The sequence below is a fragment of the Promicromonospora sp. NPDC023987 genome (assembly GCF_040639055.1).
Lineage (GTDB): Bacteria > Actinomycetota > Actinomycetes > Actinomycetales > Cellulomonadaceae > Promicromonospora.
Window position 1 is genome coordinate 23,907 of record NZ_JBEZZF010000043.1, and the last position, 25,980, is coordinate 49,886.

The window sequence follows — 25,980 nt, forward strand, 5'->3', positions numbered from 1 at the left end:
CGGGGTTCTCAGCCCTCGTCCGGGAGGCAGCCGAAGGCCTCGTCGAAGCCCAGGGCCGCCGTCGCCAGGAGGCCCGCGAGGCCGGAGCCCTCCGGGACGGGCCGCGGGTCGTCGGTCACCACCCACAGCCCGTCGACGACGTCGTACCCGGCCTGCGGACCGTCCGCCACCAGGCGGCCGACGGCAGCGACGAGCCGCTCGACCTCCTCGCCCGCGGTGCCGACGCCGACCGAGGCGCGCACCGCACCGGCGTCGAACCCGAGGCGGCCGAGCAGCGGGTGTGCGCAGAAGCGCCCGTCGCGCACACCGATCCCGTGCTCGGCGGAGAGGTAGGCGGCGACGAGGCCGGGGTCGTAACCGGCCACGGTGAAGGTCACGACGCCCACGGGGTCGACGGCGTCCGCCCACACCCGTACCACCTCGACGCGGTCGATCGCCTCGAGCCCGGACACGAGCCGACGCCGGAGGGCGTTCTCGTGCGCCACGACGTCCGCCGGAGCGAGCGCCGCGAGCTCCTCGCACGCCGCGGCGAGCGCCACGGCGCCGATCACGTTGGGCGATCCCGCCTCGTGCCGGGCCGGGCCCTCGTGCCAGTCGGTGCCCGCCACGCGGACGCGCCGCACGGCACCGCCGCCCGCGAGGTACGGCGTGCCCGCGTCGAGCCAGTCACGTCGGCCCACCAGCACGCCCGCGCCGAACGGGGCGTACGTCTTGTGCCCGGAGAAGGCGAGGTAGTCGACACCGGTCGACCCGAGGGAGATGCGCCGGTGCGGTACGAGCTGGGCGCCGTCGAGCACCACGCGCACGCCGAACTCGTGGGCGACCGCGACGATCTCGTCGACGGGGAGCGACTCTCCCGTCACGTTGGAGGCGCCGGTGAGGGCGAGGAGCGCGAACTGCCGGTGCGGCGCCGCGGCGGCCAGCTCGTCGCGGATCTGGGCGAGCGTCTCGGCCACGGTGGAGCCGCCGGTCAGCACTGTCGCCTCGGCGCCGCGCTGCCACGGCAGCAGGTTGGCGTGGTGCTCGACGTCGAGCACCAGCACCCGGCCGGGTTCGCCGTCGGGCTGGGCGGGGACGCAGCCGGCGAGGAGGTTCAGCGAGTCGGTGGTGTTGCGGGTGACGATCGTCAGGTCGTCCTCGCGGGCGCCGACGAACGCGCCGATGGTGCGCCGGGCCGTCTCGTAGAGGGCGGTGCTGACCTGGGAGAGGTAGCCCGCGCCGCGGTGGACGCTCGCGTACAGGGGGAGCACCTGGGTGACGCGGTCGGCGACGGCCTGCAGCGCCGGGGCCGACGCGGCGACGTCGAGGTTGGCGTAGGGCACCCGGGTTCCGTCCACGAGCGGGACGGGTGTCCCGCCGCCGACCACGGGGCGCAGCGGGGCGACGTCGGCCACCGTGTCGTCGGTGAGCGTGGTGTGGGTGAGGGTGGTTGCAGACATGGCGTCCTCCAGCACGGTCCTGGGGGAGGGTTCCCCCGCGCTTGCCGCACGCGGGTGCGCGCGGCCGAGTCGTCACCCGGGGCACCCCGCCGCGGAAGGAGGGTTGCCGGCCAGCGAGCCGGGGCTTGGCGCTGGCGCTCATGACCTGACGCAATGTTGCGGGCCGACCGGGCGGCGTGTCAACGATTGGGACGGACGTCTCGCATCTCGGGATGTGTGGCTTCGTTTTGTTTGTTCGGAACTTCCCGAACAAAGGAGTAGGCTCGGACCATGAGCACCGTCGAGGACTTCACCGAGGAAGCAGGGCTGTTCTACGAGCGGCTCGGCCTGAGCCGCACCGCCGGCCGCGTCGTCGGGCACCTGCTCGCGTCGGACGACGACGGTGCCGACGCACCCGAGCTGTGCGAACGGCTCGCCGTCGCCAAGAGCAGCATGAGCGTGGCGCTGCGCCAGCTCGACCAGGCGGGCATGGTCGAGCGCTTCCGGCGACGGGGCGAGCGCCGCGACCGGTACCGGCTCACCGAGGACGTCTTCGGCAGGGCGTTCCGGGCCAAGATGGCGGAGTTCGACGCCTTCCAGGAGCTCGCCGCGCGCGGGCTCGCCGCAGTGGGCGACGACCCGCGGCGGCGCCGACGCCTGGAGAACATGCGCGACATGTACGCCTTCATGGCGGACCGGTTCCCCGCGCTGCTGGACGAGTGGGAGGCCTCGCGATGAAGGTTCTCCTGGTCACCATGGGCAGCCGGGGCGACGTCGAGCCGTTCGCGGCGCTCGCCGCCGAGCTCGCCCGGACGGGGCACGAGCCGCTGCTGGCCGCACCACGCCGCCTGACCGAGGACGCCGCGGCCCGCGGGCTCCCGGTAGCGCCGCTCGACGACGGCATCTTCGCCCTGCAGGAGGAGGTGGCAGGTAAGGGAGCACGGGCGTCGATCACGGCGGCCCGATCGGCACTGCCGCTGCTCCGGCGCTGGCTCGACGACCTGGCCACCCTGCAGGACAGCGACGCCGACGTCGTCGTCTACGCACCCAAGTCGCTGGGGGCGCCCCACCTCGCGGACCGGCTGGGGGTGCCGTCGGTCGCCGCGCTGCCCGTCCCGCTGTTCAGCCCGACTGCACGGTTCCCGTCCCCGCTCAGCCCGGTCCGGCCGCCCCGGTTCCTCAACCGCGCGAGCTGGCGGCTGGCCGGCGCCGTCGAGGCGCCGTACCGGCGCATGGTCAGCTCCTGGCGGGCGGAGGCCCTCGGCCTGACCGGCCCGGCGCCTGGGCTCACCGAGCGCGTGGCACGCGACGGCGTCCTGCACGCCTGGAGCCGACACCTGCTGCCCGCGCCCGACGACTGGCCGGCCGAGGTCGCGCCCATCGGCTTCTGGAGCCTGCCGCCGGAGGAGGGCCAGGCTCTGCCAGCGGCTCTCGACCGGTTCCTCGACGCCGGCGATCCGCCCGTGTACGTCGGGTTCGGCAGCATGCTCGCCAAGGACCCAGAGTCCTTCACGCGAGCAGTGCTCGACGGGCTGCACGCCTCGGGACGGCGCGCGGTCCTCGCGACGGGCTGGGGTGCGCTCCGGCCGTCGCGCGTGCCGGAGAGCGTCCACGTGCTGGACCAGGCGCCGCACGGCCTCCTGCTGCCACGCACCGCCGTCGCCGTGCACCACGGGGGTGTCGGCACCGTCGCGGCGGCCGTCCGGGCCGGGGTGCCGCAGGTGGTCAGGCCGTTCCTGGGCGACCAGCCGTTCTGGGCGCGGCGCGTGCACGAGCTCGGGATCGCCGCCGCTCCGCTGACCGGCAGGCTCACCGCCGGCCGGCTGGCGGCGGCGATCGACGACGCGGCGTCGAGGGGCGATGCGGCGCGGGAGCTGGCCGCGCAGGTCGGCGAGGAGGACGGCGTCGCCGCCGCGGTCGCGCGGATCGCCAGCTTGCCCACATGATGACTTCGGTCCGATGGGATGAGTTCGGTCAGTTAATTGACCGAACTCATCCCATCGGACCGAACTCATTCCCCCGCGGTCGCGGCGATCCGCTGTGCGTCCGCGCGGTACATGGCGGCGTGCTCGCGCAGCTCGGCCGGGCCGCCGTCGTCGTCGACCCGTGCCTCGGTCCAACCGGCCAGGTCGTGCAGCTTGTCGACCATCGCGCCCAGCACCTCGGCACGCGAGTACGGGAATCCGTACGCGGAGGTCAACGCGTCGAGCCGCGCCATCGGATCCAGGTGCCCGACGCCGTAGCCGACCCCGGCGAACGCGTCACCCGAAAACGGCGCGATCCGGTACGCGAGGTAGGCCAGGTCCCGCACCCGTGGGCCGGGCGAAGCGGTGTCGAGGTCGATGACGCCCACGAGCCGACCATCGCGGAAGACCATGTTGTAGGGCGCCGCATCGTTGTGGCAGATCACCTCGGCGGGCTCGGTCGCGGGGAGGCGCCATACGGCGTCGGACGGGCCGAAGCCGGCCGTGGCGTCGTGGAAGCGTCGCAGGAGACAGCCCGCCTCCACCAGGACGTCCGTGGACCAGAGCCATTCCGGGGCGGGCCAGCCGGGCACGTCGCCCGGAAGGTACGAGACGATCTCCCGGCCCTGCTCGTCGAAACCGAGCGGCGCAGGAACGTCGGCCAGGCCGCGGGCCCGGACGTGGGCAAGCAGGCGCTGGATGGTCGGCGCCCACGGGCCGGCCTGGCGGTGCACCGTGTCGCCGACCCGCACGACGCTGGTGGTGTTTCCGCCGGTCAGCTCGTGCTCGTCCACAGCATCGTCCACAGCTTTCTCCACAGACTTGTCCACAGCCTTGTCACGGTCCGAGCAGCGCCAACGGAACCACCGCGATCCCGTCTTGCGGTCGACGGTATGCGAGCGGCCCGGTGGTGATGACAACAGCATCGAGAAGGTCGTCGCCCAGCTTCTCCTTCAGCCAACGCAGGTGCTTGACGTCCTTGTCGTTCGGCAATCGGTTCAGTTTCACCTCGATGGCCAGCACCTTCCCGTCGTCACGCTCGACGATGAGATCAACTTCGTGCTCGCCGCCCTTGGTCCGCAGATGTAGGACGCGCACTCGTTCAACCTCCGCATGCACACGGACGCTCAGAGCTACAAGGTGCTCGAACAAGGCACCGAGCAGCGTGCCGTCCCGGACTACGATCTTTCCCGGCTGAGGCTTGTCGATCAGTGCGCCGGCCCCGACTCCCAACAGCCGTGCGGCAAGCGCCGGATCCGCGAGGAAATGCTTTGAGACCTGAGTTAGAGACGCTAAGCGATTCCGGCTTCCGACCCAGGCTGGCACCTCATCGAGGATCCACAGCCGTTCCAGGGTGTCACGATAGGCAACGGTCGTCGGACGGGTCGGCTTGTCACTGATCCCCTGTGTCGCCGCGTCCAAGATCGTCTCGTATGTCGCCGTCGTTCCCGTTGCCGCCGCATACGCCGTCAGCCATGCCTCGAGCACTTTCGGACGACGAACCACATGACCAAGCTCGCTGAAGTCGTGCTCGACGATCCGTGCCAGGTAGCTGTCGAGGGCGTCACGATGGTGTGTGCCTTGTTGAGTGCGAATGCCAGGAAAGCCAGAGCGAACGATCTCCTCGGCATAGTCCCCCAGCGCGACCTCAGTTCGCCCGCCGACCTCCGCGGGCCCGTCTCTCAGCAGACTTGCGAACGAGACGGTCGGAGATTCGATCTGCCGCTCGGCAAACGACATCGGCCGCATGCGAATGCGGACGATCCGCCCGGCGCCCGAGTGAATCTTCGCCCGTGGCGTGGCTGAGCCAGTCAGGAGAAACGCGCCGGCACCTGCGCCATCGTCGACCGCCCTGCGAACGAGATCCCATGACTGCGGCATAAGCTGCCATTCGTCGATGAGGATCGGTGTCGGATCCCTGTGCAGGCGGTCCGGGTCGAGCGCCAGAAGCTCCGCTTCGTTCCCACGATCGAGACGGATGGTTGTCTGCGCGAGCCGCGCAGCAGTCTTCGTTTTGCCAACCGCCTTCGGCCCCTCGATCGAGACAGCCGGCAACCCGTTGAGCATCTCGGTGAGATGCGTGTCGATCGCTCTGGGTGTGTAGGTCATCTCTGACACTTCCCGGTCACGCGCCGAGCATGCCGGCGACAATTGGGCACAGTTGGGCTTTGGCCTCCTGTCGGGATCAAACTTTACATCCCGTCGGGATCAAACTTTACATCCCGTCGGGATCAAACTTTACATCCCGTCGGGATCAAACTTTACATCCCGTCGGGCCCACGCCGCCTGTCGAGACGGCATCCCACCCATCGGACAACGTGTCGTACGATCGCGAACGACCATCCCGAGCGGCCGAGTGACGTGGCACGACGAAGCCGCAGCAACCCAGCGCCCCCGCCCTGTCGACCTGGCAGAGCGAGGACGGTCGAGGGTGCTACCGCCACGACCGATGGAGGTACACCATGAGCGTCCCCGCGCACATCGAAGCCCAGCTGGCCGAGGGTTACGCCGGCGACATCACGCCCCAGCAGGCCTGGGACCTGCTCGCCGCCGACCCGGACGCCACGCTCGTGGACGTCCGCACCGAGGCCGAGTGGCGCGCGATCGGCGTCCCCGACACGGCATCGATCCACAAGCAGCCTGTGTTCGCTGAGTGGGTGCAGGCAGGCGGGCGCCCCAACACCCGGTTCCTGGAGGAGCTCAAGGCAGCGGGCATCGCCGACGGCCCCGTCATCTTTCTCTGTCGTTCCGGCCAACGCTCCATCGGCGCCGCCCGGCTCGCCACCGCGGCGGGCATCGCGCCGTCGTACAACGTGCTGGAGGGCTTCGAGGGGGCGCCAGGGGTCGACGGCGTCCGCGACCAGCAGGGCTGGAAGGTCGCCGGCCTGCCCTGGACGGAGGACGCCAAGTGACCGTCACCGGAGCGTTCCCGCCCGACGCGACCCCCGGTGGGTCCGGCCGCAAACCGCTCCCCCGCGGCGTCCGCCCCGCCACCCTCGCCGTGCGCGGCGGGCACCAGCGCAGCGACTTCCAGGAGACGAGCGAGGCGCTGTTCCTGACGCAGGGCTATGTGTACGAGACGGCGGCGGAGGCCGAGGCCGCGTTCACCGGCGACATCGACCGGTTCGTCTACTCGCGCTACGGGAACCCGACCGTCCACACGTTCGAGGAGCGGATCCGGCTGCTGGAGGGCGCAGAGGCCTGCTACGCGACGGCGACCGGGATGTCGGCGGTGTTCACCGCACTGGCCGCGCTCGTCAGCTCAGGCTCCCGGATCGTGGCGGCCCGGGCCCTGTTCGGGTCCAGCATGGTGATCTTCCAGGACATCCTCGCCAAGTGGGGAGTGCGCACCGACTACGTGGACGGACACGTGCTGTCCCAGTGGGAGGAGGCGCTCGCGACACCGGCGGACGTCGTGTTCTTCGAGACGCCGTCCAACCCGATGCAGGACATCGTGGACGTGCGCGGCGTCGTCGACCTCGCGCATGCCGCCGGGGCGACCGTGGTGCTCGACAACGTGTTCGCCACCCCGCTGCTGCAGAAGCCGCTGGAGCTGGGCGCCGACGTCGTCGTCTACTCCGCGACCAAGCACATCGACGGGCAGGGCCGGGTGCTGGGCGGCGCGATCCTCGGCTCCGCCGAGTACGTGACCGGACCGGTGCAGACGTTCATCCGCAACACGGGGCCGTCGCTGTCGCCGTTCAACGCGTGGACGCTGCTCAAGGGCCTGGAGACGCTGCCGGTGCGCATCGCGGCGCAGGGTGCCGGCGCGCTCACGGTGGCGCACGCCCTGGAGGAGCTCCCCGGCGTGGGAGCCGTGCGCTACCCGTTCCTCGACTCGCACCCACAGGCCGACCTCGCCCGCGCCCAGATGAGCGGCGGCGGCACCGTGGTCACGTTCGACCTCGCGGTCCCGCCGGGGGCCGACGCCGACACCGCGAAGAAGCACACCTTCGAGTTCCTCGACGCGCTCCAGGTCATCGACATCTCGAACAACCTCGGGGACTCGAAGTCGCTCATCACGCACCCGGCGACCACCACGCACCGCAAGCTCGGCGCGGCAGGCCGCACGGCCGTCGGCATCACGGAGACGACGGTCCGCCTCTCGGTCGGCCTGGAGGACACCCAGGACCTGATCGAGGACCTAGAACAGGCCCTCACCCAGACCCGGCGTTGAGTGCTGGATATTTGCGCTCGGCAGGCGTCTGAAAGCGCAAATATCCAGCACTCAACGGCCACTGGATATGGTGATTACGTGGATCCTGTTTCGCCCCTTGCCTGGGTGTTGCGCGCCGACAACCCCGGGCCGATGACTCTCGACGGAACCCGGTCGTACGTCCTGCGGGCGCCCGGGGCACAGGGCTGCGTGGTCGTGGATCCTGGTCCGCCGCTGGAGCAGCATCTGGCGGCGGTGGCAGCGGCCGGCCCGGTCGACCTGGTACTCGTGACCCACCGGCACGCGGACCACACCGGCGGACTGGCGCGGTTCCGCGAGCTGACCGGGGCGCCGTCGCGGGGGGTGCTGCCGGAGTTCTGCGTCGGCGGGGACCGGGGAGAAATAGGCGGCACGAGCCCCAGGCCGCTAGCCGACGGCGAGGTCCTCGATGTCGCCGGCCTGCGTATCGAGGTGCTGACCACGCCGGGCCACACCGCCGACTCCGTGTGCTTCGTGGTGTCGGTGCCCGGCGACCCGGCGTCGGGCAGGGTGGTGCTCACCGGCGACACCGTGCTGGGACGCGGAACGACCGTGCTGGCCGAACCGGACGGCTCCCTGCGGGACTACCTGGCCTCGCTCGACCGGCTGAAGGCGCTGCACGGGCCCCACCCCGGGCCCGGCCTGCCGGGTCACGGACCGGTGATCCCGGATCTCGGTGCGGTGGTACGCGAGTACCGCGAGCACCGGTTGCAGCGCCTGGACCAGGTGCGTGCGGCGCTCTCGGCGCTCAGGACCGAGCTGCCCGACGCCGCGGCGCCGCTCCCCGACTCGCTCCTGGACGACGTGACGGGGACGGTCTACGCCGACGTCGACCCATCGGTGCTGGGCGCGGCCCGTTCGTCGGTCCGAGCGCAGCTGGACTATCTCCAAGGCCGATGAGGCAGGTCAGAGCAGCTTGCCCAGGAGCAGGAGCAGCGCGTCCTGCGGGTCGTCGTGCGGCGGGAACGGCAGTACCGGCCGGTACCCGAGCTTGACGTAGAGGCGCAAGGCCTCCGGCTGCCGCCGACCGGTGCCGAGGTAGAGCGCGCGCCCTCCCCGGCGTCGGGCCTCCGCCTCGATCCGCCCGACGAGGGCCGTCGCGACGCCGGAGCGGCGGGCGGTCGGGTCCACGAAGACGCTCCGCATCTCGAAGCCGTACGTGTCCTGCGCCGCTCCGGGCGCGCCGACGGCGGTGAGGCCGGCCACGCCCCGGAGAGCGTCTGCCGCGAGATGCTCGGGCCCGACCTGCGCCGCCACGAGCGTCGCGCAGCCGACCGGCCGGCCGTCCAGGGTCGCGAGGAACGTCACCAGGGCCGGGCGGCCGCGTTCCGCGTCGGCGACGGCGTGGCCGCCTCGGGCCTCGACGGCTCGCGCGAGCTCGGGATAGCGCTCCTTGTGGAATTCCCACATCGCGCGCCGCAGGGCCGCCGCGCTGGGGTCGTTCCAGGACACCTGGCGGAGCTCGGGGCGGGTCTCGACAGGCTCGACCAGCGGAGCGGACTCGACCTCTTCCGCGGGTCGAGCCCCTCGAGGCCCGGAACCCAACCACTTGCCGAAGCAGCGCGAGCCGGGCTCGTCCGAGAACACGCCGAACGACTCGACCGGGTCGTAGCCCATCCGCAGGTACAGCCCCAGTGACTCGGGCTGCATCAGCCCCGTCTCCAGGACCAGGTGCCGCACTCCCGCGGAGCGGGCGACGTCCTCCACCGCGCTCATCAGGGTGCGGGACAGCCCACGCCCGCGGTGGCCCGGCGCCACGTACACGCGCTTGACCTCGGCCGTCCCGTCGGGGTGCCGCCCGCCCTGGTAGTCGTCGCGCCCCGACAGGTCGCGCAGGGCGGCGTGACCTGTCGGCTCGCCGTCGACCCAGAGCAGCAGGGTCGCGAACACGTTCGACGGGTCGACCTGGTCGCGCGGGTCAGGTCCGGTCGCCTCGGGCCTGCCCGGCTCCGCGTACCGCAGGTCGATCTCGTGCTGCTGCTCGGCACGCAGGCGGACGGCGTCGGCATGGTCCCAGCCGACCGTCTCGATCGTGATGCCCGTGAGAACCTCAGCGGTCATGCGTACCCGCTCCGGCCGCGCGTCAGGCGTGGACCAGCGACGACAGCACCGACGTGAAGAACGTCAGCCCGTCGACACCGGAGCGCGGCCCATCGGTGGATGCCGGGCCGAAGCCGGGCTCCACCGCGTGCTCGGGGTGCGGCATGAGCCCCACCACGTTGCCGCGATCGTTGGTGATGCCCGCGATGTCGCGGCGCGAACCGTTCGGGTTCCAGCCGTCGTAACGGAAGACGACGCGGCCCTCGCCCTCGAGCTCGTCGAGCGTGCGCTCGTCGGCGACGAACTGGCCGTCCTGGTTCTTCAGCGGAATCTTGATCTGCTGGCCGCGGCGGAACTCGTTGGTCCAGGCGGTGCGCGCGTTCTCCACGATCATCGACTGCTCCCGGCACACGAAGTGCAGGTGGTCGTTCTTGACCATCGAGCCGGGCAGCAGGTGCGCCTCGGTCAGGACCTGGAAGCCGTTGCAGATGCCGAGCACCGGCATGCCGCCCTTGGCGGCGTCGACCACCGCGGTCATCGCCGGCGCGAACCTGCTGATCGCGCCGGCGCGCAGGTAGTCGCCGTAGGAGAAGCCGCCGGGCAGCACCACGGCGTCGACGTCCTGCAGCGACGCGTCCGCGTGCCACAGCGACACCGCCTCGGCACCAGCCAGCCGGATGGCCCGGGCCGCGTCACGGTCGTCGAGGGTGCCGGGGAAGGTGATGACACCGATCCGGGCGCCGTCGATCCCCGGCACGGGCGTGGTGGCCGACGTCGGCTCGATCGCCGACATCAGGCACCCACCGGTGCGCCGCTCGCCTCACCGGTGACCTCGGCGGGTGCGGCCTCGGCGACGGACACGACGTCCTCGATCACCGGGTTGGACAGCAGGGTGACTGCTGCTTCCTGAGCGGCGGCGAGGATCTCAGGCGTCACCTCACCGTCCACCTCCAGCTCGAACCGCTTGCCCTGACGCACACCGGAGAACTGGGTGAAGCCGAGGCGCGGCAGCGCTCCGACCACGGCCTTGCCCTGGGGGTCCAGGATCTCGGGCTTGGGCATGACCTCGACGACGACGCGTCCCACGGAGGGCTCCTTGCTGACGGGAAAGATAGCGAGGGAATCTCTGCCCAAGTCTACTGGCGCTCAGCAGTGCCTCGCCGTCCGGGAAAGGTGACCTGTACCGCGCGCCTCTCGCACTCCTTGCTGGAAATCCCCGAGTGGAGGGGTTTCTTGTTCACGATTGAGCGCAGCGTTCCCGAGGCGGCTCGACAGCTTGCATGACCATCACTGACGCGCATAACGTAGTCATCACAGGTGACTACCTTATCGGAGTCTTGTAGATCGACTACTAAAACGTAGTCACTGGAGGTATGCGATGCCGTACACCGGCAAGGTCACGGACCCCGAATCGCTCGGGCGGATCCTTCAGCAAGCTCGCCTGCTCAACGGATGGAGCCAGCGTGAGATGGCCTCACGCATCGGCACGTCGCAGCGCTACATCTGGGAGATCGAGGCAGGCAAGCCGTCGATCTTCGTCGACAGGCTCTTCGCCCTCATGAGAGAGACCGGTACCGAGCTCACCGCAACGATCGGCCCCCGGAGCTCCGATGGGTGATCTGGTTGTCGAGCTCTACGACATTCATGTCGGCACACTCGTCGGAACGGGTACGAACTTCGACTTCGCAGCGACCGAGCTGGCGATCGAGACATTCGGTCTCGACAGCACGGTGATGTCCCTCGCCGTGCCGTTGGCAGTCATCCCCGCTCGCGCTCGTCGAGCACGACGGCAGAACTTCTTTCGGGAACTTCTGCCCGAGGGTCGCATGCTCAGTCGTCTGGCACAGAACGCCGACGTCGCGGAGCACGACGTCGTCGGCATGCTTCGCCAGTACGGACGTGACGTCGCAGGTGCCCTCCAGATCTGGGACCCCCAAAAACCCGGGGAGCCGAGGACGCCGGCAAGCGAGCCGCTCACCCGGTCCGAGGTCGCGGACCTGTTGCGCAATGTCGCAACATTCCCGTTGGCCAACAAGCCCCTGAGCGGTAAGACGTCACTGGCCGGGGTCCAGGACAAGGTCGTACTCGCCCACTCCGGACAGGGCTGGTCGCGCGTCGTCGACGGCTATCCGTCGACGCACATCCTCAAGCCTGAGTCGCGCGAGTACCCGACGATCATCTACGACGAGGAGTACGGATCCCGGTTCGCTCGCGCGCTGGGCCTCTCGACCTTCACCACACACATCGAAGAATTCGAGGGAGTCCCCGCCCTGGTCATCGAGCGCTACGACCGCACCAACAGGGGCGACGGCGAGCCACCGAGTCGCATTCACCAGGAGGATTTCAACCAGGTGCTCGGCCTCCGCGGAGACCAGAAGTACCAGCGGCTCGGCGGGAAGGCTTCGCTGGCCCGCATCGCACGCGAGCTCAGCCGGTCAGGTCGGCACGAGTCCGCACTGCAGCTTGCACGACTGGCGACGCTCACCGTCGCGATCGGGAACCTCGACCTGCACGCCAAGAACGTGTCGCTGCTCCACGCACGCGACAGCGCGTTCGAACTAGCACCTGCCTACGACGTCGTTCCCCAGGCACATCTCCCCAATGACGGCGAGCTGGCACTTGCAGTCGACCGCACGTATCGCCATGCCGCAGTCACGCGGACCCATCTCGCCGCAGAGCTCGCAACATGGGGGCTACGGGAGAGCGACGACGTCATCGAACAGACCCTCGCCACGGTGCTGGAGACTGCCCACAGCGAGGAACCGGACCCGCGTGCACATCCCGGCCTGGTCGAAGATGTCACGAGATTCGCCTCGAATCTTCTCGCCGGCCGGCCCGTCGGTGCCGCGATCTAGCAGCTCAGACCGTCAGGTACTGATCCGCCCAGGCACTGATGATGCGGGCCGCGCGCTTGGCCTGACCCGGCGCGGTGAGCAGGTGGTCGGCGCCCTCCAGCGACACGAAGGACCGCGGGTGCCGCGCCTCCTGGAAGATCTCCCCGGCGTTCGAGATGTCCACCGTGCTGTCCGTCGGCGAGTGCATCACGAGCAGCGGCGAGTCCATCTCGCGGATCTTCGACCGCAGGTCGGCGCGGCGGACGTCCTCCACGAAGTGCCGCTTGAGCGTCAGCGCTCGCCCGCCGACCATCCACTGGGCGTGACCGTCGGCGAACACCCGGCCCAGGACGGCGTCGTAGTTGTGCTCCGCATGGCGCGGCTCGACGGGTGCTCCGATCGTCGCGACGGCCTGCACACCGGGGATGTCCCCGGTGGCCGCGATCGCCGCGGCACCGCCGAACGAGTGGCCGACCAGGAGATGCACCGGCCGCCCTTGGTCGGCCATGAACCGGGCCGCCTGCACCGTGTCCGCGACCTTGTGCGTGAAGGACCCGTCGCCCCAGTCGCCCTCGGAGTCGCCGAGCCCGAGGTTGTCGAAGCGGAGCATCCCGATGCCCTCGCTCGCGAGCTGCTTGCAGATCCGTGCGGCGGCCGGCGAGTCCTTGCCGAGCGTGAAGCCGTGGGAGAACACTCCCCAGCCGCGCACCTCGCCGTCGGGCGGATCGATGATGCCCGCGAGAAGCGGCCCGGACGTGCTCTCGAACGTGACGCGCTGAGCCACGGTCACTCCTCTCTCGACAAAGGGGTGATGGTAGCTGCGCCCGAGCTTCCGGGAGATCAAGCCGCCACTCAGCAAGACGAGCGGGGCCGGGGCCGGGTCTGGGGGCCGAACCGCAACCTGAACGTCCATCTGACGCCGACCCGAAGGTTGATCGTCCATCAGCGGCCAGGCAGACGTGCAGGTTGCGGATCGACGGTCAGGATGACGCTCAGGTTGCGGTTCGGCGACCCTCGGCGGCCTAGTGGACGTCCACGTTGCGGTTCGGCGACCCCGGGCAGCCCGTTAGACGCGCAAGTTGCGGATCGGCGACCACCGGGCAGCCCCAGGCAGCCATCCAGGCCCGGCCCCAGCCCACTCCTCTTAGCCGATAGCCGGGTGCGCGTTGGCGACGAGCATCTCGAACTGGGCCTGGAACCAGTGGCCCGACAGCGGCGCGTCCGCGAGCGCCCCCGTGTAGTTTCCGCCCAGCTCGCTGGACTGGTAGGTCGGGTCGCACATGCGGTCGAGGCGCTTGCCCTCGTCGTTCGGGATCTCCACCGACGAGCCGTCCGACTCCCCCGGGGGCTTCACCCACACGTAGGCGTCGAGGTGTGATTCCGGGTGGCCCGACGGCGTCACGGTCGGCCGCTCACCGATGCCGGCACCCTCGGGGTTGCACCAGGCGCCGCGGTGGTTGCGGCGGTCCACCTTGGACTCGTTCACGTAGGTGTTCAGGTCGGTCGACGTGCTCACCGCCGTCGGTCGGTCGGGGCCGCCCCAGCCGTTGCGCGACGTGTCGATGAGCATGCCGATGCTCGACGGCGCGCCCTGGGCGATCATCAGGTCGTACAGGTGCGCCGTCCAGTCGACCTCGTCGAAGTCCGGGTTCCACTCGAACCAGCCGGCGGACTTTACCTGACCGCTGCCGACCTGGAGGTCGGGGTTGGGCAGGTACGGCTCCTCCAGCGGCGTGGTGTTCGCCGTGTTGGTGACGAAGCCGGACACTGCGGACCACCCGTAGGTGCTGCCCTCGATGACGTTCGCGAACTCCTGGGCGGAGCCGCTGGCGTTGTTGGGCCAGCCGAGCCAGCCCGAGTGGGCGGCGTCGAGGTATGAGTACACGTTGCCGACCTCGTACAGCTCGGACAGCGCGTACTGCACGCCCTCACGGTAGTAGGGCGCAGCGGTGACGCAGTCGGCGTCGGACTGGTTGGTCACGAGGTTGGGCAGCGAGTCCGGCTCTATCGTGGCGACGATCCGCAGGTTCTCGTACTCCGGCCGGTCCAGCAGCGCGACGATCGGGTCGATGTACTCGGTCTTGTACCGCTGCATCCCCTCGGCGGTGGCCGGCAGCTCGCCGTTCGACGCGAGGGCGTGGCAGTCGCGACCCGGCAGGTCGTAGATGACCACGTTGAACACCAGGGGCGAGCCGCCGGACTGGGTCACCGCCTGGTCGAGGTGCCACTCCAGGCCGTGCTGGCGTTCGGTGCCCTCGATCGCCGCTATCCGGTCCATCCAGACCGACGTCGGCTCGTCGGCGATGGCCAGCATGTCGGCGGCGAGACCGGCGTCGCTCACCTGGGCGGCAGTGGCCTCGACCGACGCCGACCAGTCCGGGTTGACGTACTGCCCGGCCCCGACGAAGGGGTTGTCCTCGAGCGCGACGGCGGGCGCGCTCGTGGCGACCAGGGCGGGAGCCGCGAGGAGCGCACCCGCTGCTGCTGCCGCGAGGGTGCGTGACATGCGTGGGGACGTGCCGCGTGGGCGGCGTGGTGCTGTAGACACGGTGACCTCCGTTGGTCGTGCCGAGCGCGTACCGCTCCGGCCGGGGCCGGACGACGCCACGCGCACCGCGGCGGCTCGTTCCGCCGTGGCATGTCGCACCTTTGCCTACCGTTGAGCTCCAGCAGAACCGTCTTAAACGATTAGTCCCCGGCTGGAGGTGCCGTCGAGCCGCGCACCACGAACCGCCCCACCGGCACGGTGCCCGACGGCGGTGCGGCGCCCTCCGTAGGGTCCACCCCCACCGCACGCCGGGACGTCGCGGCGCCGAGGGCCGCGCGCAGGGCCCAGCCGGTGGCCCTGCCGAGCTCCTCGACCGGGTAGGGGACCGCGGTGAGGGACGGCGTCGTCAGGTAGCAGGCCGGCGAGTCGGTCCCGGCCACCACCGACAGGTCCCACGGCACGCCGAGGCCGAGCCGCCGGGCGACGTCGAGCACCAGACCGGCGGTGGCGTCGTCGTCGGTCACGATCGCTGTGGGGCGGTCGGCCGCCGAGAGCAGCGGGCGCAGCGCCGCCGACGCGCGCTCGGGGCCGTCGCCCGCGACGGTGCGCAGCTCGATCCCGTGCCGCACGAGCGCCGCCTCGAGCGCGGCCGCACGGCGGGCCGGCGCGACCAGACGCTCCGATCCCGCGACCATCGCGATCCGCCGGTGCCCGAGGCCGGCCAGGAAGGAGCCCACCTGAGCGAACGCGTCGCCGTCGTCCAGGACCACGTGCTGCCAGGTGCCGGGCGAGTTGTCGACGGCGGCCCCCACCACCACCGCAGGCGCCGGGAGGGTCCGCAGGGCCGCCAGGCGTGCGTCGTCGACCCGGATGCCCGTGACGACGAAGGCCGCGTAGCGGCGTTCCGTCCACCAGCGGTCCATGAGCTGCGCGGCGTCGGCGGGCGACTCCGCGACGTGCACCGCGAGCGTGAGCGTGTCCGGCCCGAGGGTCTGGAGCGCGCCCGCAACGAGGTCGAGCGGGAACGCGGCACGGGTGCCGAACGGCTGGTCGTGCACCACGACCAGTGCTGCGGCGGCCGGCCCGCTGCGGAGGGACCGGGCCGCGGTGGCGGGTCGCCAGCCCAGCTCGTCCGCCACCCGGAGCACCCGTTCCCTGGTCGTGGCGGAGACCCCGCTGCGGCCGTTCAGGGTGTACGAGACGACCGCCGTGGACACGCCGGCCACCCTGGCGACGTCAACAATCGTGGGCCGCCGCACGCGCGCCGGAAATTCGGACAGTTCAGGATCGTTCGGTCGCGACGATGGGACCATAACCACGTAGCATGCACCCTCGGGTGAATTTTGCACAGCGTCAACGAAGACGGGTGTATTTGCATGCTGAGTGGAAAGCGCAGGTATGTCATCGGGGTGCTGTCCCCGGTGGTCGGGGGCTATTACTTCGGGCGGGTGCTCGCCGGGATCGCGCGCACCGTCCGCCCGGACGGGCACCGCGTGGTCGCGGTGCAGACCTACCCAGCCGACCTGGAACGCGACCAGTTCCCGGACCGCCCACCGGGTACGGCCGCCGTCAGCCTCGGCCAGCTCGACGGCGTCATCGTCATCACCACCGCCGTCAACGAGGCGACACTGCTCCGGATCGACGCCGACGGCACTCCGATCGTGCTGGTCAGCGAGCGCACGGCCAGCATCGACGCCCCGGTGGTGACGCCGGACAACGAGGGCGGGACCCGCGCGGCGGTGGAGCATCTCATCGCGCACGGGCACCGGGAGATCGGCTTCCTCGGCAACCTCCGGCAGGCCGACATCGTCGAACGCCACGCGGCCTACCTCGCCACGCTCGTCGCACACGGCATCACGCCACGACCCGAGTGGCTCTACCGCACGGCCGACAACCAGGAGGCGAGCGCCGCCACCGTGGCGCAGGCCCTCGTCGGCGGCCCCGGCCTGCCGACGACGGCGACGGTCGCCGCGACGGACCGCAACGCGATCGGGTTCTCCCGCGCGCTGCGCGCCCAGGGCCTGAACCTCCCCGGAGACCAGGCGATCGTCGGGTTCGACCACTCGGAGGCGGGTGCCCGGGTGCGCCCACGGCTCGCGTCGGTGGATCCGCACCACGACCAGGTCGGTGAGCTCGCCGTCGCCCTGCTGCTCGCGCGGATCCGTGGCGAACGCGTGGCCGGCCAGCACCTGTCCCGCTCGACGCTCGTCACGCGCGAGTCGTGCGGCTGCCTCGACGCACGCGCGGGCACGCACCTCGGGGGCCCGCTCGCGCAGGAGGGCTCGACCGCGTGGCGGCGGCTCGGCGAGGTGGCCCGCGCGACGTTCGACGGCGCGGAGGCGCGCCTCGGGCCCGGCGCCGACCTCGACTCCTGGCTCCGGGGCGTGCAGCGGCTCTTCCGCAGTGCGGCAGCACTGGGCCAGGCGCCCACCCAGGCGACGCTCACGAGCCTCGCCGAGAGCACGCGAGCCCTCCGGCCCCACCCGGAGGCACTGGAACAGCTCATCCCCGCGCTGCGATCGGTCGAGGAGGAGTTCCGCGCACAGGTGCGGAGCGGCCAGGCACCAACGGTGCCGGGCGAGCGGCCCAGCACCCCGAGCCGCGCCGCACGCGGCCGGGCGGTCACCCACACGGCCACCGACGTGCTCGTCGCCCTCAGCGCCGGCTGCACCCAGACCCTGCTGGCCCGGTCCGGACAGCTCGAACGCACGATCGGCGACCAGTACGAGCTCGACCTCGACCTGCTGCACGGCGACGGCCGGGCGATCCGCGCGCTCACCTGGCTCCCCCGGGGGCATCGCGGCCCCGCCACGCTCGCGCTGTGGACCGACGCCGAGGTAGCGCCGCTGTCCGGTACCGCGCCGGCGCCCGGCTCAGTGCCCGGCCCCGCGAACCGCCCTGCGAACGGCCCCGCGAACCGCCCCGCGGACGGGGCACGGACGCTCGAGATCGTGGGCACCACCGCGGTGTCCCGCAAGGCGACCGCCCTGGTCGGCACGCAGCTGCCCGTGCGCGAGTTCCCACCGCCGGCACTGGCCGGCGAAGGCGTCGTGTTCGTCGTGCCGGTGACGTTCGGGCAGAGCGACTGGGGCATGCTCGCCATCGGCGGCGGCGTGGACACGCACGCCACCAGCTCCCGCGACAAGTACGACCACTGGGCTGCCATGGTCGCCGTCGCCCTCGACCGGGAGGACCGTCTCACCTCGCTGCAGCGTCAGCAGACTGCGCTCGCCAAGGCCGCGGCCAGGGAACGCGCGCTGGTCCTCGACCTCCGCACCGAGGTCGAGCGCAACGCCCTCGTCCAGGACGTGGCGCTGGAGGGCACCTGGGACTGGGACATCGCGACCGGCCAGGTGTTCTACTCGCGTACCTGGCGGGCTCTGGTCGGCCTGCCCGACGACGCCCCGTGCACCGGCATCGAGGAGTGGACCGGGCGGGTGCACCCACAGGACGTGCGCGCCGTGCAGATCGCCATCGCCCGCCAGCTCGGGGGCGCGGCCGAGCCGCTCGACCTGGAGCACCGCCTGCTCGCCGTCGACGGCCGCGAGATGTCGGTGCGCTGCCGCGCCACCACCGTGACCGACGACGCCGGCATCCGCGCGCGCATGATCGGGGTGCTCATGGACGTCACCGGCATGCCGGCACGCGAACGTGGGGGCGTGGCGCGGTGAAAGGCCGGTTGCGCCGAGCGATGTCCCACATCCTGATCAGGGACCCACTACTCGCGCCAGAGTCTGTCGACCGGCATGACGTGGAGCCGATCCTCGTAGGTGTAGCTGCGGGCACCGGTGTAGAGGGCGACGCCCGCGACGAAGGCGTCCCCTAGCAGGTCGCGCAACTTGCGCAGACCTCGAAAGTCGTCGCCAGCGACCCTTGCGGCAGCCTTGACCTCGAAGGCGACGACACCCGTCGAACTCCGGAACTGACATGGTGTGAAGTCCGGAACGGTCAGGGGTGGAACTCCGGTTTGGACGCGGTCCGGACCTTCCCCGCTGGACGCATTACGGCTGGGCCGCCCTACAGGACGGTGACCTCGCCGCGCTCCGCCTTCAGCGCGATGTCCGTGCGGTGATGCGAACCCTTGAGCCCGATCTTCGCGACGCCCTCGTAGGCCCGGCGCCGGGCGTCCGCCAGGTCCGTGCCGAGCGCCACGACGGACAGGACCCGGCCGCCCGAGCTGACCAGGTCGCCGGCCTCGGCGCGGCCGGTGCCCGCGTGCAGCACGTGCACCCCGGGGAGCGACTCCGCGTCCTCGATGCCGGTGATCGGGTCGCCGGACCGCGCCAGCTCGGGATAGCCCTCGGACGCGACGACCACGGTCACCGACGCCTCGGGGCGCCAGCGCAGCGGTTCGAGCTCACCGAGCCTGCCGCGCGCCGCCGCGAGCATGACCTCCGACAGCGGAGTCATGAGCCGGGCGAGCACCGACTGGGTCTCCGGGTCGCCGAAGCGCGCGTTGAACTCGACCACGCGGGTGCCCCGGCTGGTGAGCGCGAGCCCGACATACAGGACGCCGGAGAACGGCGTGCCACGGCGCGCCATCTCGTCGACGGTGGGCTGGGCGACGCGCGTCAGTACCTCGTCCACGAGGCCCGACGGCGCCCAGTCGAGCGGGGTGTAGGCGCCCATGCCGCCCGTGTTGGGGCCTTCGTCATCGTTCCGAACGCGCTTGAAGTCCTGTGCGGGGACCAGCGGGACCACAGTCGCGCCGTCGGACACGCAGAAGAGCGAGACCTCGGGGCCGTCGAGGTACTCCTCGACCACCACGCGGCCGTTCTCGTGGGACAGGCAGGCTTCGCCATGGGCGAGGGCGACCTCGCGGTCGTCGGTGACGACCACGCCCTTGCCTGCCGCGAGGCCGTCGTCCTTGACCACGTAGGGAGCACCGAACGCGTCGAGCGCCGCGGCGACCTCGGTGGCGTCGGTGCACACGTGCGCCATCGCCGTCGGCACGCCCGCCGCGGCCATGACCTCCTTGGCGAACGACTTGGAGCCCTCGAGCCGGGCCGCCTCCCCCGACGGCCCGAACACCGGGACGCCCGCCGCCCGGACCGAGTCCGCCACGCCGGCGACCAGGGGCGCCTCGGGCCCGACGACGACCAGCTCGGCGCCAACCTGCTCGGCCAGCGCCGTCACCGCCGCGCCGTCCAGGGGATCGACCTTGTGCAGGGTGGCCAGCGCGGCGATGCCCGGGTTGCCCGGCGCGGCGTGCAGCTCGTGGGCGGCGGCCCCCGACGCGGTCTCCCGGTGGAGGGAGTGGATGATGGCGTGCTCACGGGCACCGGTACCGATGACGAGGATCTTCACTGTGGCAGAGGGCTCTCTTGGTGGGTATGGACTCAGCGCGGGTGGATGAGGTCGTGGACGGGGATGATCTCGTCCCGCTTCGGGCCGACGCCGATCGCGGAGATCCGGGTGCCCGACATCTCCTCCAGGGCCTTCACGTAGGCCTGGGCGTTCGGCGGCAGGTCAGAAAAGGCGCGGGCCTTGGAGATGTCCTCCCACCAGCCGTCGAACTCCTCGTAGATCGGCTTCGCGTGGTGGAACGCCGTCTGGTCGGTGGGCATCTCCTCGTGGCGGACGCCGTCGACGTCGTACGCCACGCAGACGGGCACCTTCTCCATGCCGGTGAGCACGTCGAGCTTGGTGAGCACGATGTCGGTGAGCCCGTTGATGCGGGTCGCGTAGCGGGCGATGACGGCGTCGTACCAGCCGGTGCGGCGCGCGCGGCCCGTGGTGACGCCGTACTCACCGCCGGTCTTGCGCAGGAACTCGCCCTTGTCGTCGAACAGCTCGGTGGGGAACGGCCCCTCGCCGACGCGCGTCGTGTAGGCCTTGATGACGCCGATCACGGAGTCGATCCGCGTGGGCCCGACGCCGGAACCGGTCACCGCGCCGCCCGCCGTCGCGCTGGACGACGTGACGAACGGGTAGGTGCCGTGGTCGATGTCGAGCATGGTCGCCTGGCCGGCCTCGAACAGGACGGTCTTGCCCGCCTGGATGGCCTTGTCCAGCTCGACGGCGGTGTCCGTGACCATGGGCCGCAGGCGGTCGGCGTACTGGAGCAGCTCGTCGAGCGTCTCGTCCACCGTGATCGCGCGCCGGTTGTAGACCTTCACCAGCAGGTGGTTCTTCTGGTCGAGCGAGCCCTCGATCTTGGCGCGCAGGATCTTCTCGTCGAACAGATCCCACATGCGGATCCCGACGCGGTTGATCTTGTCGGCGTACGACGGGCCGATCCCCCGGCCTGTCGTGCCGATGCGGCGCTTGCCGAGGAACCGCTCGGTGACCTTGTCGATGGTGCGGTGGTACGGGGCGATGATGTGCGCGCTGCCCGAGACGAGCAGGCGGGACACGTCGACCCCGCGCTCGATCAGGGCGTCGAGCTCCTGGAACAGGACCTCGATGTCGACCACCACGCCGTTGGCGATGACCGGCACAACGCCGGGCGACAGGATCCCCGACGGCAGGAGGTGCAGCGCGTACTTCTCGTCGTCGATGACGACGGTGTGCCCCGCGTTGTTCCCCCCGTTGAACTTGACCACGTAATCGACGCGGGAGCCCAGGAGGTCCGTCGCCTTTCCCTTGCCCTCATCGCCCCACTGGGCCCCGACGAGCACGACGCCTGGCATGGATCTCCACCTTCTCGGATTGCCTGATTTGCTCCGCCGGGTGCGCACGATGGCGCCGACGGGCCGCGCCCGAGTCTACTTCGTGGTGAGCGTCAGGGCGCGTACCTCGTCCACCGACGTTCCCGAGTCCGCCAGGAACTTCGCACAACGCTCCGACTCGTCCTCCTCGCCGATGAGGTGAGCCGCCCGGGAGAGCGCGAGCAGCGACCGGAGAAAGCCCTGGTTCGGCTCGTGGCTCGCCGGGACCGGACCCTGTCCGCGCCACCCGGCCCGGCGCAGCGCGTCCAGCCCGCGGTGGTAGCCGGTGCGCGCGTACGCGTACGCCTCGACATTGCCGGCAGGGCTGTCCGCGGCGAGCGCGCCCTCCGCCAGGACCGCCCAGACGAGCGACGACGCCGGGGCCGACGCCGCCACCGCGACCGGGTCGTCACCGCTGGTCAGCCGCTCACGAGCCGCCGGGTAGTCGTCGGGAAGCAGCGTCGGCTCCGGGCCCTGCAGCAGGTTCTCGTGAGTGCTCATGCGCAAATTCTCACACCCGGGCGGCGGGAATGGACAAACGGGACCGCACCGGATTGCCCCGGACGACGACAGGGACGGTGAATTTTGCCTTTCATCCGGTGCGATCCGGGAACAGTCGTTACGCTCGACACATGATCGAGATCGCGACGTCTCCCACGACGACGACGCTCGTGATCGCCGGCGACCTCGACCTCGCCGAACGAGACCAGTTCCCGGAGATCGCGGCGCGCGTCGTCGGCCTGCGCCGGCAGCTGCTCGTCATCGACATGTGCCGGGTCACGTTCATGGACTCCACCGGAGCCGCGTTCCTCATCTCGCTGGCCGACGCCGGCCGTAAGCGCGGCGGCGCGACCGTGATCCGCGGAGCTGACGAGCGCGACCTGTTCGTGCTCGAGGTGTGCGGAGCGATGGAGCTCTTCCGCGTCGACGACGAGCACTCGTGCGAGCCGGCCGCGCCCGACTCGGGGTTCGCGGTGATGTCGTCGCGGGATGATGACGTATCCCCGTTATCCCATCGCGACGCGTCCACTGCGTAAAACGTTATCCACCCCCATCCCGCCGAAGTAGAACCCTGGCGAGATAGAACCCTGGCGAAGTAGAACCGCAAGTGCGCCCCACGGGGTTGCGCTGGGGTTCTACTTCGCTGGGGTTCTACTTCGCTGGGGTTCTACTTCGCTGGGGTTCTACTTCGCTGGGGTTCTATCTCGCCCCAGTTCTACTTCGGCGGGGTCGGCTGACGGCGGAGCTTCGCCCAGACGAGCTTGCCGCTGCCCGACGGGCGCCAGCCCCACTCGGCCAGCCGGTCCACGATCTGCATGCCGAAGCCGCCCAGACGGTTCGGGTGCCCGTCGGTCGCCACCGGCGGCGCCGGGTTGTTGTCCTCGACCTCGATCCGCAGCCCGTCGCCCGTGTCGTACAGGCGCAGCGCGATGTGCCCCCAGCCGTGCAGCACGCCGTTCGCGACCAGCTCCGACACCACGAGCTCGGCCTGCGCGGACTCCTCGATGCCCCACGCCTGGCAGGTGCGCAGCACCGCGTGCCGGGCCCGGCCGATCGACGACGGCTCGCTCGGCAGCATCCAGCGCCGCCACCGCGGCGACAGGGCGGTCTCGCCGGCGTCGCCGGTCGGGTCGGGGATGCGGACGACCACTATCGCGACGTCGTCCTCCGGCGCGTCCGCCAGGCGGGACAGCAGCTCCTCGCCCACGCCCGCAGCATCGCGCGCCGTGATGGCCGACGCCGTCTCCAGCAGCGCCTCCAGGCCGAGCCGCAGGGAGCGGTCACGCCGCTCGATCAGACCGTCCGTGTAGAACAGCAGCGTGTCACCCGGCTGGAGGCGCGCCTCGCCGGTGGTCCGCTCCCGTGAGCCGAAGCCGACGAGCGCGCCCCCGCCCTCGTCCAGCTTGATCACCTCACCGGCGCGCAGCAGGAGCGGCGGCAGGTGGCCCGCACGCGAGTAGCCGATGGTCCAGACGTCCGGCTCCTCCTCACGCTTCAGCGAGGCGTACACCATGCTTGCCGAACGCGGGATGCCCATGCCCGCCACGAGCTGGTCCACGCGCTCGAGCACGCGGCTCGGCGTCGACAGCTCGAAGGCGTACGAGCGCACCACGGACCGCAGCTGCCCCATGGTGGCGGCGGCCTCGACGTCGTGGCCGACGACGTCGCCGATGACCAGGCCGACGAGATCCGGCGAGATCTGGAGCACGTCGTACCAGTCACCGCCCACCTGGGCGTGCTCGGCGTTCGGGGCGTAGTAGGTCCACACGTCGAGCCCCGCGACGTCGGCCTGCTCGGGGAGCATGGCGCGCTGCAGGGTCTCGGCGAGCTTGTGCTCCCGCGCGTACATGCGCGCGTTGTCGATGGCGCTGCCCGCGCGGCGGGCCACCACCTCCACGACCGTGCGCAGCGTGTCCGGCTCGTCGACCTCGACGTAGTCGCCGGCCTCGTCCTCGTCCGGGACGATCACGACCAGGCCGAGCACGTCCCGCCGCCCGGCGACGGGGTGCACCACTACCGAGTCGGGCGCCTTGCCCAGCTCGTCGGCGAGGCGCAACGTGAGGTCGCGCTGCAGCCAGCCCGACGCCGAGTGCGGCGCGTGCGGGATGTCGAGGTGCAGCGCGACGGGGCCGTCGAGCACGCCGTCGAGCACGTCCTGCACCGAGTCCACCACCTCGAGGATGGGCATGGGACCGGTGGTGACCGAGTCACCGAGCGCATCGGTCTGCGGCCGACGGCGCTGGCTCTTGTCCGCGATGTTGTCGCCCTCGATGTACCGCGCGTGCCGGCGCCCGCGACCGCTCGGCGGTGCCGCGACATCGATGCCGGCGGCGTGCTTGAGGCCGTCGTCGTTCACGTAGAAGCCCGCCCAGCGCACCATCGACTGGAGCAGCTCCGCGATGTCGCGCAGGGCGTACGGGTACTCCAGGTCGGTCAGGATCTCGGTGGTCTGCGCGATGAGGTCGAGGTCCTCGCGCTGCTGCCGCTCGACCTCGAGGCTCGCGAGCTGGGCGGCGTGCCGCTCCATGTGGTCGGAGACGTCGACGCTGAACCCGACCCAGTGGGTGATGCGGTCGCTGTGGCCCGCACGGGCAGGGGTGAGCGTGAGCTGGGCCCAGCCGTGCGTACCGCCGCGCAGGTGGGACCGTACGGTCGCGTGCACCTCCTGGCCCGCGTTCACCAGCTCGGCCATGCGCTCGAGGTCCTGCGGCTCCACGAGCATCTCGCCGAGCCTGCGCACGGTGTATCCCGCGAAGTCGGTGAACCGCACGCCGGCGTAGTGCTCGAAGGCGCTGTTGGCCCAGAGCATCGGCATGCCGTCCTCGGTGGGCCCGGTGAGGAACACGGGGATGCCCACGTTCACCGCGGCGCGCAGGACCACGTCACCGATCGACGGCGGCAGGGTGCGCGGGATGCCCGACCCCGCGGCGTGCCGACGCGGTTCCGCGCCGCCGGCTGCCCGGTGCGCGCCGCGCGGCGCGCTGTTCGGCGGGATGCTCGGGGGCACGCTCACCGCCTCGGAGCGCGCGGGCCTGCCGGTGTCGAAGCCGTTCCCGTTCGACATACCGTTCGATGTCCTGCTGGTTCTACCGTTCGATGTCCCGTCCTGAGTCGGACCAAGGCCGAAGATGGAAAGGCCGGGGTGCCGCGGCGGCGGAGAGGACGGTGTCAGACCGGACGAATCGGTCAAAATGCCCTCCCAACGGTATCTATTGCTCGAGGTGCTTCTCCAGCAGGTCATTCAACCGTAGATTGGGACGGTCCGAGATCTGAACCTCAACCTCTATCATCGGACCGACACAGCGCCACGACCACTGCTCCCGGAAGGAGAACCGTGCAGGACGGAACTTACGACCCCCCGCGCGGTCCGCAGGGCGGGAGCCCCCAGGACCCCGGCCATCAGACCCCCGAGATCGGCGACCCCGCGAGTATTCACGTCATCGTGGGCCGCTCCCGCGCCCGGATCGTGCTCTCCGGAGAGATCGACGCCGATATCGGTGGAGATCTGCACGAGGCCACGGCCGCGGCCGAGGAGTCACGTCTCCCGGTCGAGATCGACGCGCATCATGTGACTTTCATGGACTCGTCGGGCGTCGCGTTCCTCGCGCGCCTCGCGAGCCGCAGCCCGCACCGCGTGCGCGTGCTGCGCGCACCGCCGACCGTGCGCTTTCTGCTCGAGGTGACCCGGATCGGTGACCTCCTCGACATCGTGGACGAGGACCCGGGCTTCGAGCTGGACGACGAGGGCCCGTCGGGTCCGCCGCCGTCCGGCGGTGCTCCGGCCCCTGCCGGTGTAAGCAGCTGACGGCCACCCCTGGGTGATCGGTAAAAGGTCAGGTGGTCGGTAGCTCGGGCTACCGACCACCAGGACATTTAACCATAAACACGGG

23 protein-coding genes and 1 riboswitch are annotated in these 25,980 nt (G+C 71.0%); of the genes, 10 read left to right on the forward strand and 13 right to left on the reverse strand.

All coding sequences use genetic code 11. From position 1 onward, the window contains the following. Nucleotides 1-8: 8 nt before the first annotated feature. Nucleotides 9-1,439, reverse strand: a complete 1,431-nt coding sequence (locus tag AB0F40_RS18285) for an aminotransferase class V-fold PLP-dependent enzyme (RefSeq protein WP_357470542.1) — start codon at nucleotides 1,437-1,439, stop codon at nucleotides 9-11. Between the two features lie 32 nt (nucleotides 1,440-1,471). Beyond that, nucleotides 1,472-1,585: riboswitch (SAM riboswitch) on the reverse strand. A gap of 124 nt (nucleotides 1,586-1,709) precedes the next feature. On the opposite strand from AB0F40_RS18285, the gene AB0F40_RS18290 reads away from it, so the two are divergent. Next, nucleotides 1,710-2,156, forward strand: a complete 447-nt coding sequence (locus tag AB0F40_RS18290) for a MarR family transcriptional regulator (protein WP_357470545.1) — start codon at nucleotides 1,710-1,712, stop codon at nucleotides 2,154-2,156. Continuing rightward, the gene (locus AB0F40_RS18295; RefSeq protein ID WP_357470548.1) at nucleotides 2,153-3,364 is read left to right on the forward strand and encodes a glycosyltransferase; all 1,212 of its coding nucleotides are present in this window, start codon (nucleotides 2,153-2,155) and stop codon (nucleotides 3,362-3,364) included. The genes AB0F40_RS18290 and AB0F40_RS18295 overlap by 4 nt, the downstream gene beginning before the upstream one ends. Before the next feature lie 65 nt (nucleotides 3,365-3,429). On the opposite strand, the gene AB0F40_RS18300 is transcribed toward AB0F40_RS18295, so the two are convergent. Continuing rightward, on the reverse strand, nucleotides 3,430-4,188 hold the full coding sequence (locus tag AB0F40_RS18300; protein ID WP_357470551.1) for an aminoglycoside phosphotransferase family protein: 759 nt from the start codon (nucleotides 4,186-4,188) through the stop codon (nucleotides 3,430-3,432). Between the two features lie 31 nt (nucleotides 4,189-4,219). Beyond that, nucleotides 4,220-5,491: a DUF4143 domain-containing protein gene (locus AB0F40_RS18305; protein ID WP_357470554.1), complete on the reverse strand. Its 1,272-nt coding sequence runs from the start codon at nucleotides 5,489-5,491 to the stop codon at nucleotides 4,220-4,222. Nucleotides 5,492-5,844: 353 nt separating this feature from the next. On the opposite strand from AB0F40_RS18305, the gene AB0F40_RS18310 reads away from it, so the two are divergent. The 3 genes from AB0F40_RS18310 to AB0F40_RS18320 all read left to right on the forward strand — a co-directional run bounded on the left by AB0F40_RS18310 (nucleotide 5,845) and on the right by AB0F40_RS18320 (nucleotide 8,477). Beyond that, the gene (locus AB0F40_RS18310; protein ID WP_357470557.1) at nucleotides 5,845-6,294 is read left to right on the forward strand and encodes a rhodanese-like domain-containing protein; all 450 of its coding nucleotides are present in this window, start codon (nucleotides 5,845-5,847) and stop codon (nucleotides 6,292-6,294) included. Continuing rightward, the gene (locus AB0F40_RS18315; RefSeq protein ID WP_357470560.1) at nucleotides 6,291-7,559 is read left to right on the forward strand and encodes an O-succinylhomoserine sulfhydrylase; all 1,269 of its coding nucleotides are present in this window, start codon (nucleotides 6,291-6,293) and stop codon (nucleotides 7,557-7,559) included. The genes AB0F40_RS18310 and AB0F40_RS18315 overlap by 4 nt, the downstream gene beginning before the upstream one ends. Nucleotides 7,560-7,691: 132 nt before the next feature. Next, on the forward strand, nucleotides 7,692-8,477 hold the full coding sequence (locus tag AB0F40_RS18320; protein WP_357470609.1) for an MBL fold metallo-hydrolase: 786 nt from the start codon (nucleotides 7,692-7,694) through the stop codon (nucleotides 8,475-8,477). A gap of 6 nt (nucleotides 8,478-8,483) precedes the next feature. Here AB0F40_RS18320 and AB0F40_RS18325 read toward each other — a convergent pair whose 3' ends face one another. The 3 genes from AB0F40_RS18325 to purS are packed head-to-tail and all read right to left on the reverse strand — an operon-like array spanning nucleotide 8,484 to nucleotide 10,703. Continuing rightward, nucleotides 8,484-9,638 (reverse strand): GNAT family N-acetyltransferase, encoded by a 1,155-nt coding sequence (locus AB0F40_RS18325; RefSeq protein ID WP_357470563.1) that lies wholly within the window; start codon nucleotides 9,636-9,638, stop codon nucleotides 8,484-8,486. Nucleotides 9,639-9,660: 22 nt separating this feature from the next. Continuing rightward, entirely contained in the window at nucleotides 9,661-10,410 is a 750-nt protein-coding gene (purQ, locus tag AB0F40_RS18330; protein WP_357470566.1) for a phosphoribosylformylglycinamidine synthase subunit PurQ, read from the reverse strand. After that, nucleotides 10,410-10,703 carry a phosphoribosylformylglycinamidine synthase subunit PurS gene (gene purS, locus AB0F40_RS18335; protein WP_357470569.1) on the reverse strand — a complete coding sequence of 98 codons (294 nt, stop codon included), beginning with the start codon at nucleotides 10,701-10,703 and terminating at the stop codon, nucleotides 10,410-10,412. The genes purQ and purS overlap by 1 nt, the downstream gene beginning before the upstream one ends. A gap of 292 nt (nucleotides 10,704-10,995) precedes the next feature. Between purS and AB0F40_RS18340 the strand changes: the two genes are divergently transcribed. Then, nucleotides 10,996-11,235, forward strand: a complete 240-nt coding sequence (locus AB0F40_RS18340) for a helix-turn-helix transcriptional regulator (protein WP_357470572.1) — start codon at nucleotides 10,996-10,998, stop codon at nucleotides 11,233-11,235. Continuing rightward, nucleotides 11,228-12,472, forward strand: a complete 1,245-nt coding sequence (locus tag AB0F40_RS18345; protein WP_357470575.1) for a HipA domain-containing protein — start codon at nucleotides 11,228-11,230, stop codon at nucleotides 12,470-12,472. Before AB0F40_RS18340 ends, AB0F40_RS18345 begins: the two co-directional genes overlap by 8 nt. A gap of 4 nt (nucleotides 12,473-12,476) precedes the next feature. Here the strand turns inward: AB0F40_RS18345 and AB0F40_RS18350 are convergent, their stop codons facing one another. The 3 genes from AB0F40_RS18350 to AB0F40_RS18360 all read right to left on the reverse strand — a co-directional run bounded on the left by AB0F40_RS18350 (nucleotide 12,477) and on the right by AB0F40_RS18360 (nucleotide 16,252). After that, nucleotides 12,477-13,241 (reverse strand): alpha/beta hydrolase, encoded by a 765-nt coding sequence (locus AB0F40_RS18350; RefSeq protein WP_357470579.1) that lies wholly within the window; start codon nucleotides 13,239-13,241, stop codon nucleotides 12,477-12,479. Nucleotides 13,242-13,595: 354 nt separating this feature from the next. Beyond that, a complete protein-coding gene (locus tag AB0F40_RS18355) occupies nucleotides 13,596-14,957 on the reverse strand; it encodes a glycoside hydrolase family 6 protein (protein ID WP_357470582.1) in 1,362 nt (453 codons plus the stop codon). 182 nt (nucleotides 14,958-15,139) lie between these two features. Further along, nucleotides 15,140-16,252 (reverse strand): LacI family DNA-binding transcriptional regulator, encoded by a 1,113-nt coding sequence (locus AB0F40_RS18360; RefSeq protein WP_357470585.1) that lies wholly within the window; start codon nucleotides 16,250-16,252, stop codon nucleotides 15,140-15,142. Between the two features lie 63 nt (nucleotides 16,253-16,315). On the opposite strand from AB0F40_RS18360, the gene AB0F40_RS18365 reads away from it, so the two are divergent. Further along, nucleotides 16,316-18,610, forward strand: a complete 2,295-nt coding sequence (locus AB0F40_RS18365; protein ID WP_357470588.1) for a substrate-binding domain-containing protein — start codon at nucleotides 16,316-16,318, stop codon at nucleotides 18,608-18,610. 346 nt (nucleotides 18,611-18,956) lie between these two features. On the opposite strand, the gene purD is transcribed toward AB0F40_RS18365, so the two are convergent. The 3 genes from purD to AB0F40_RS18380 form a co-directional block, all read right to left on the reverse strand. Further along, complete coding sequence (gene purD / locus AB0F40_RS18370) at nucleotides 18,957-20,246, reverse strand: phosphoribosylamine--glycine ligase (protein WP_357470591.1); 1,290 nt, start codon at nucleotides 20,244-20,246, stop codon at nucleotides 18,957-18,959. A 32-nt stretch (nucleotides 20,247-20,278) separates the two neighbouring features. Continuing rightward, on the reverse strand, nucleotides 20,279-21,571 hold the full coding sequence (locus tag AB0F40_RS18375) for an adenylosuccinate synthase (protein WP_357470594.1): 1,293 nt from the start codon (nucleotides 21,569-21,571) through the stop codon (nucleotides 20,279-20,281). Between the two features lie 75 nt (nucleotides 21,572-21,646). Then, nucleotides 21,647-22,090, reverse strand: coding sequence for a DUF3151 domain-containing protein (locus AB0F40_RS18380; RefSeq protein WP_357470597.1), 444 nt, complete (start codon nucleotides 22,088-22,090; stop codon nucleotides 21,647-21,649). A 131-nt stretch (nucleotides 22,091-22,221) separates the two neighbouring features. On the opposite strand from AB0F40_RS18380, the gene AB0F40_RS18385 reads away from it, so the two are divergent. Then, nucleotides 22,222-22,626: an STAS domain-containing protein gene (locus AB0F40_RS18385; RefSeq protein WP_357470600.1), complete on the forward strand. Its 405-nt coding sequence runs from the start codon at nucleotides 22,222-22,224 to the stop codon at nucleotides 22,624-22,626. A gap of 179 nt (nucleotides 22,627-22,805) precedes the next feature. On the opposite strand, the gene AB0F40_RS18390 is transcribed toward AB0F40_RS18385, so the two are convergent. Continuing rightward, the gene (locus tag AB0F40_RS18390; protein ID WP_357470603.1) at nucleotides 22,806-25,154 is read right to left on the reverse strand and encodes a SpoIIE family protein phosphatase; all 2,349 of its coding nucleotides are present in this window, start codon (nucleotides 25,152-25,154) and stop codon (nucleotides 22,806-22,808) included. Between the two features lie 270 nt (nucleotides 25,155-25,424). Here AB0F40_RS18390 and AB0F40_RS18395 point away from each other — a divergent pair, with 270 nt between their 5' ends. Beyond that, entirely contained in the window at nucleotides 25,425-25,895 is a 471-nt protein-coding gene (locus AB0F40_RS18395) for an STAS domain-containing protein (RefSeq protein WP_357470606.1), read from the forward strand. The last annotated feature ends 85 nt before the right edge of the window (nucleotides 25,896-25,980 follow it).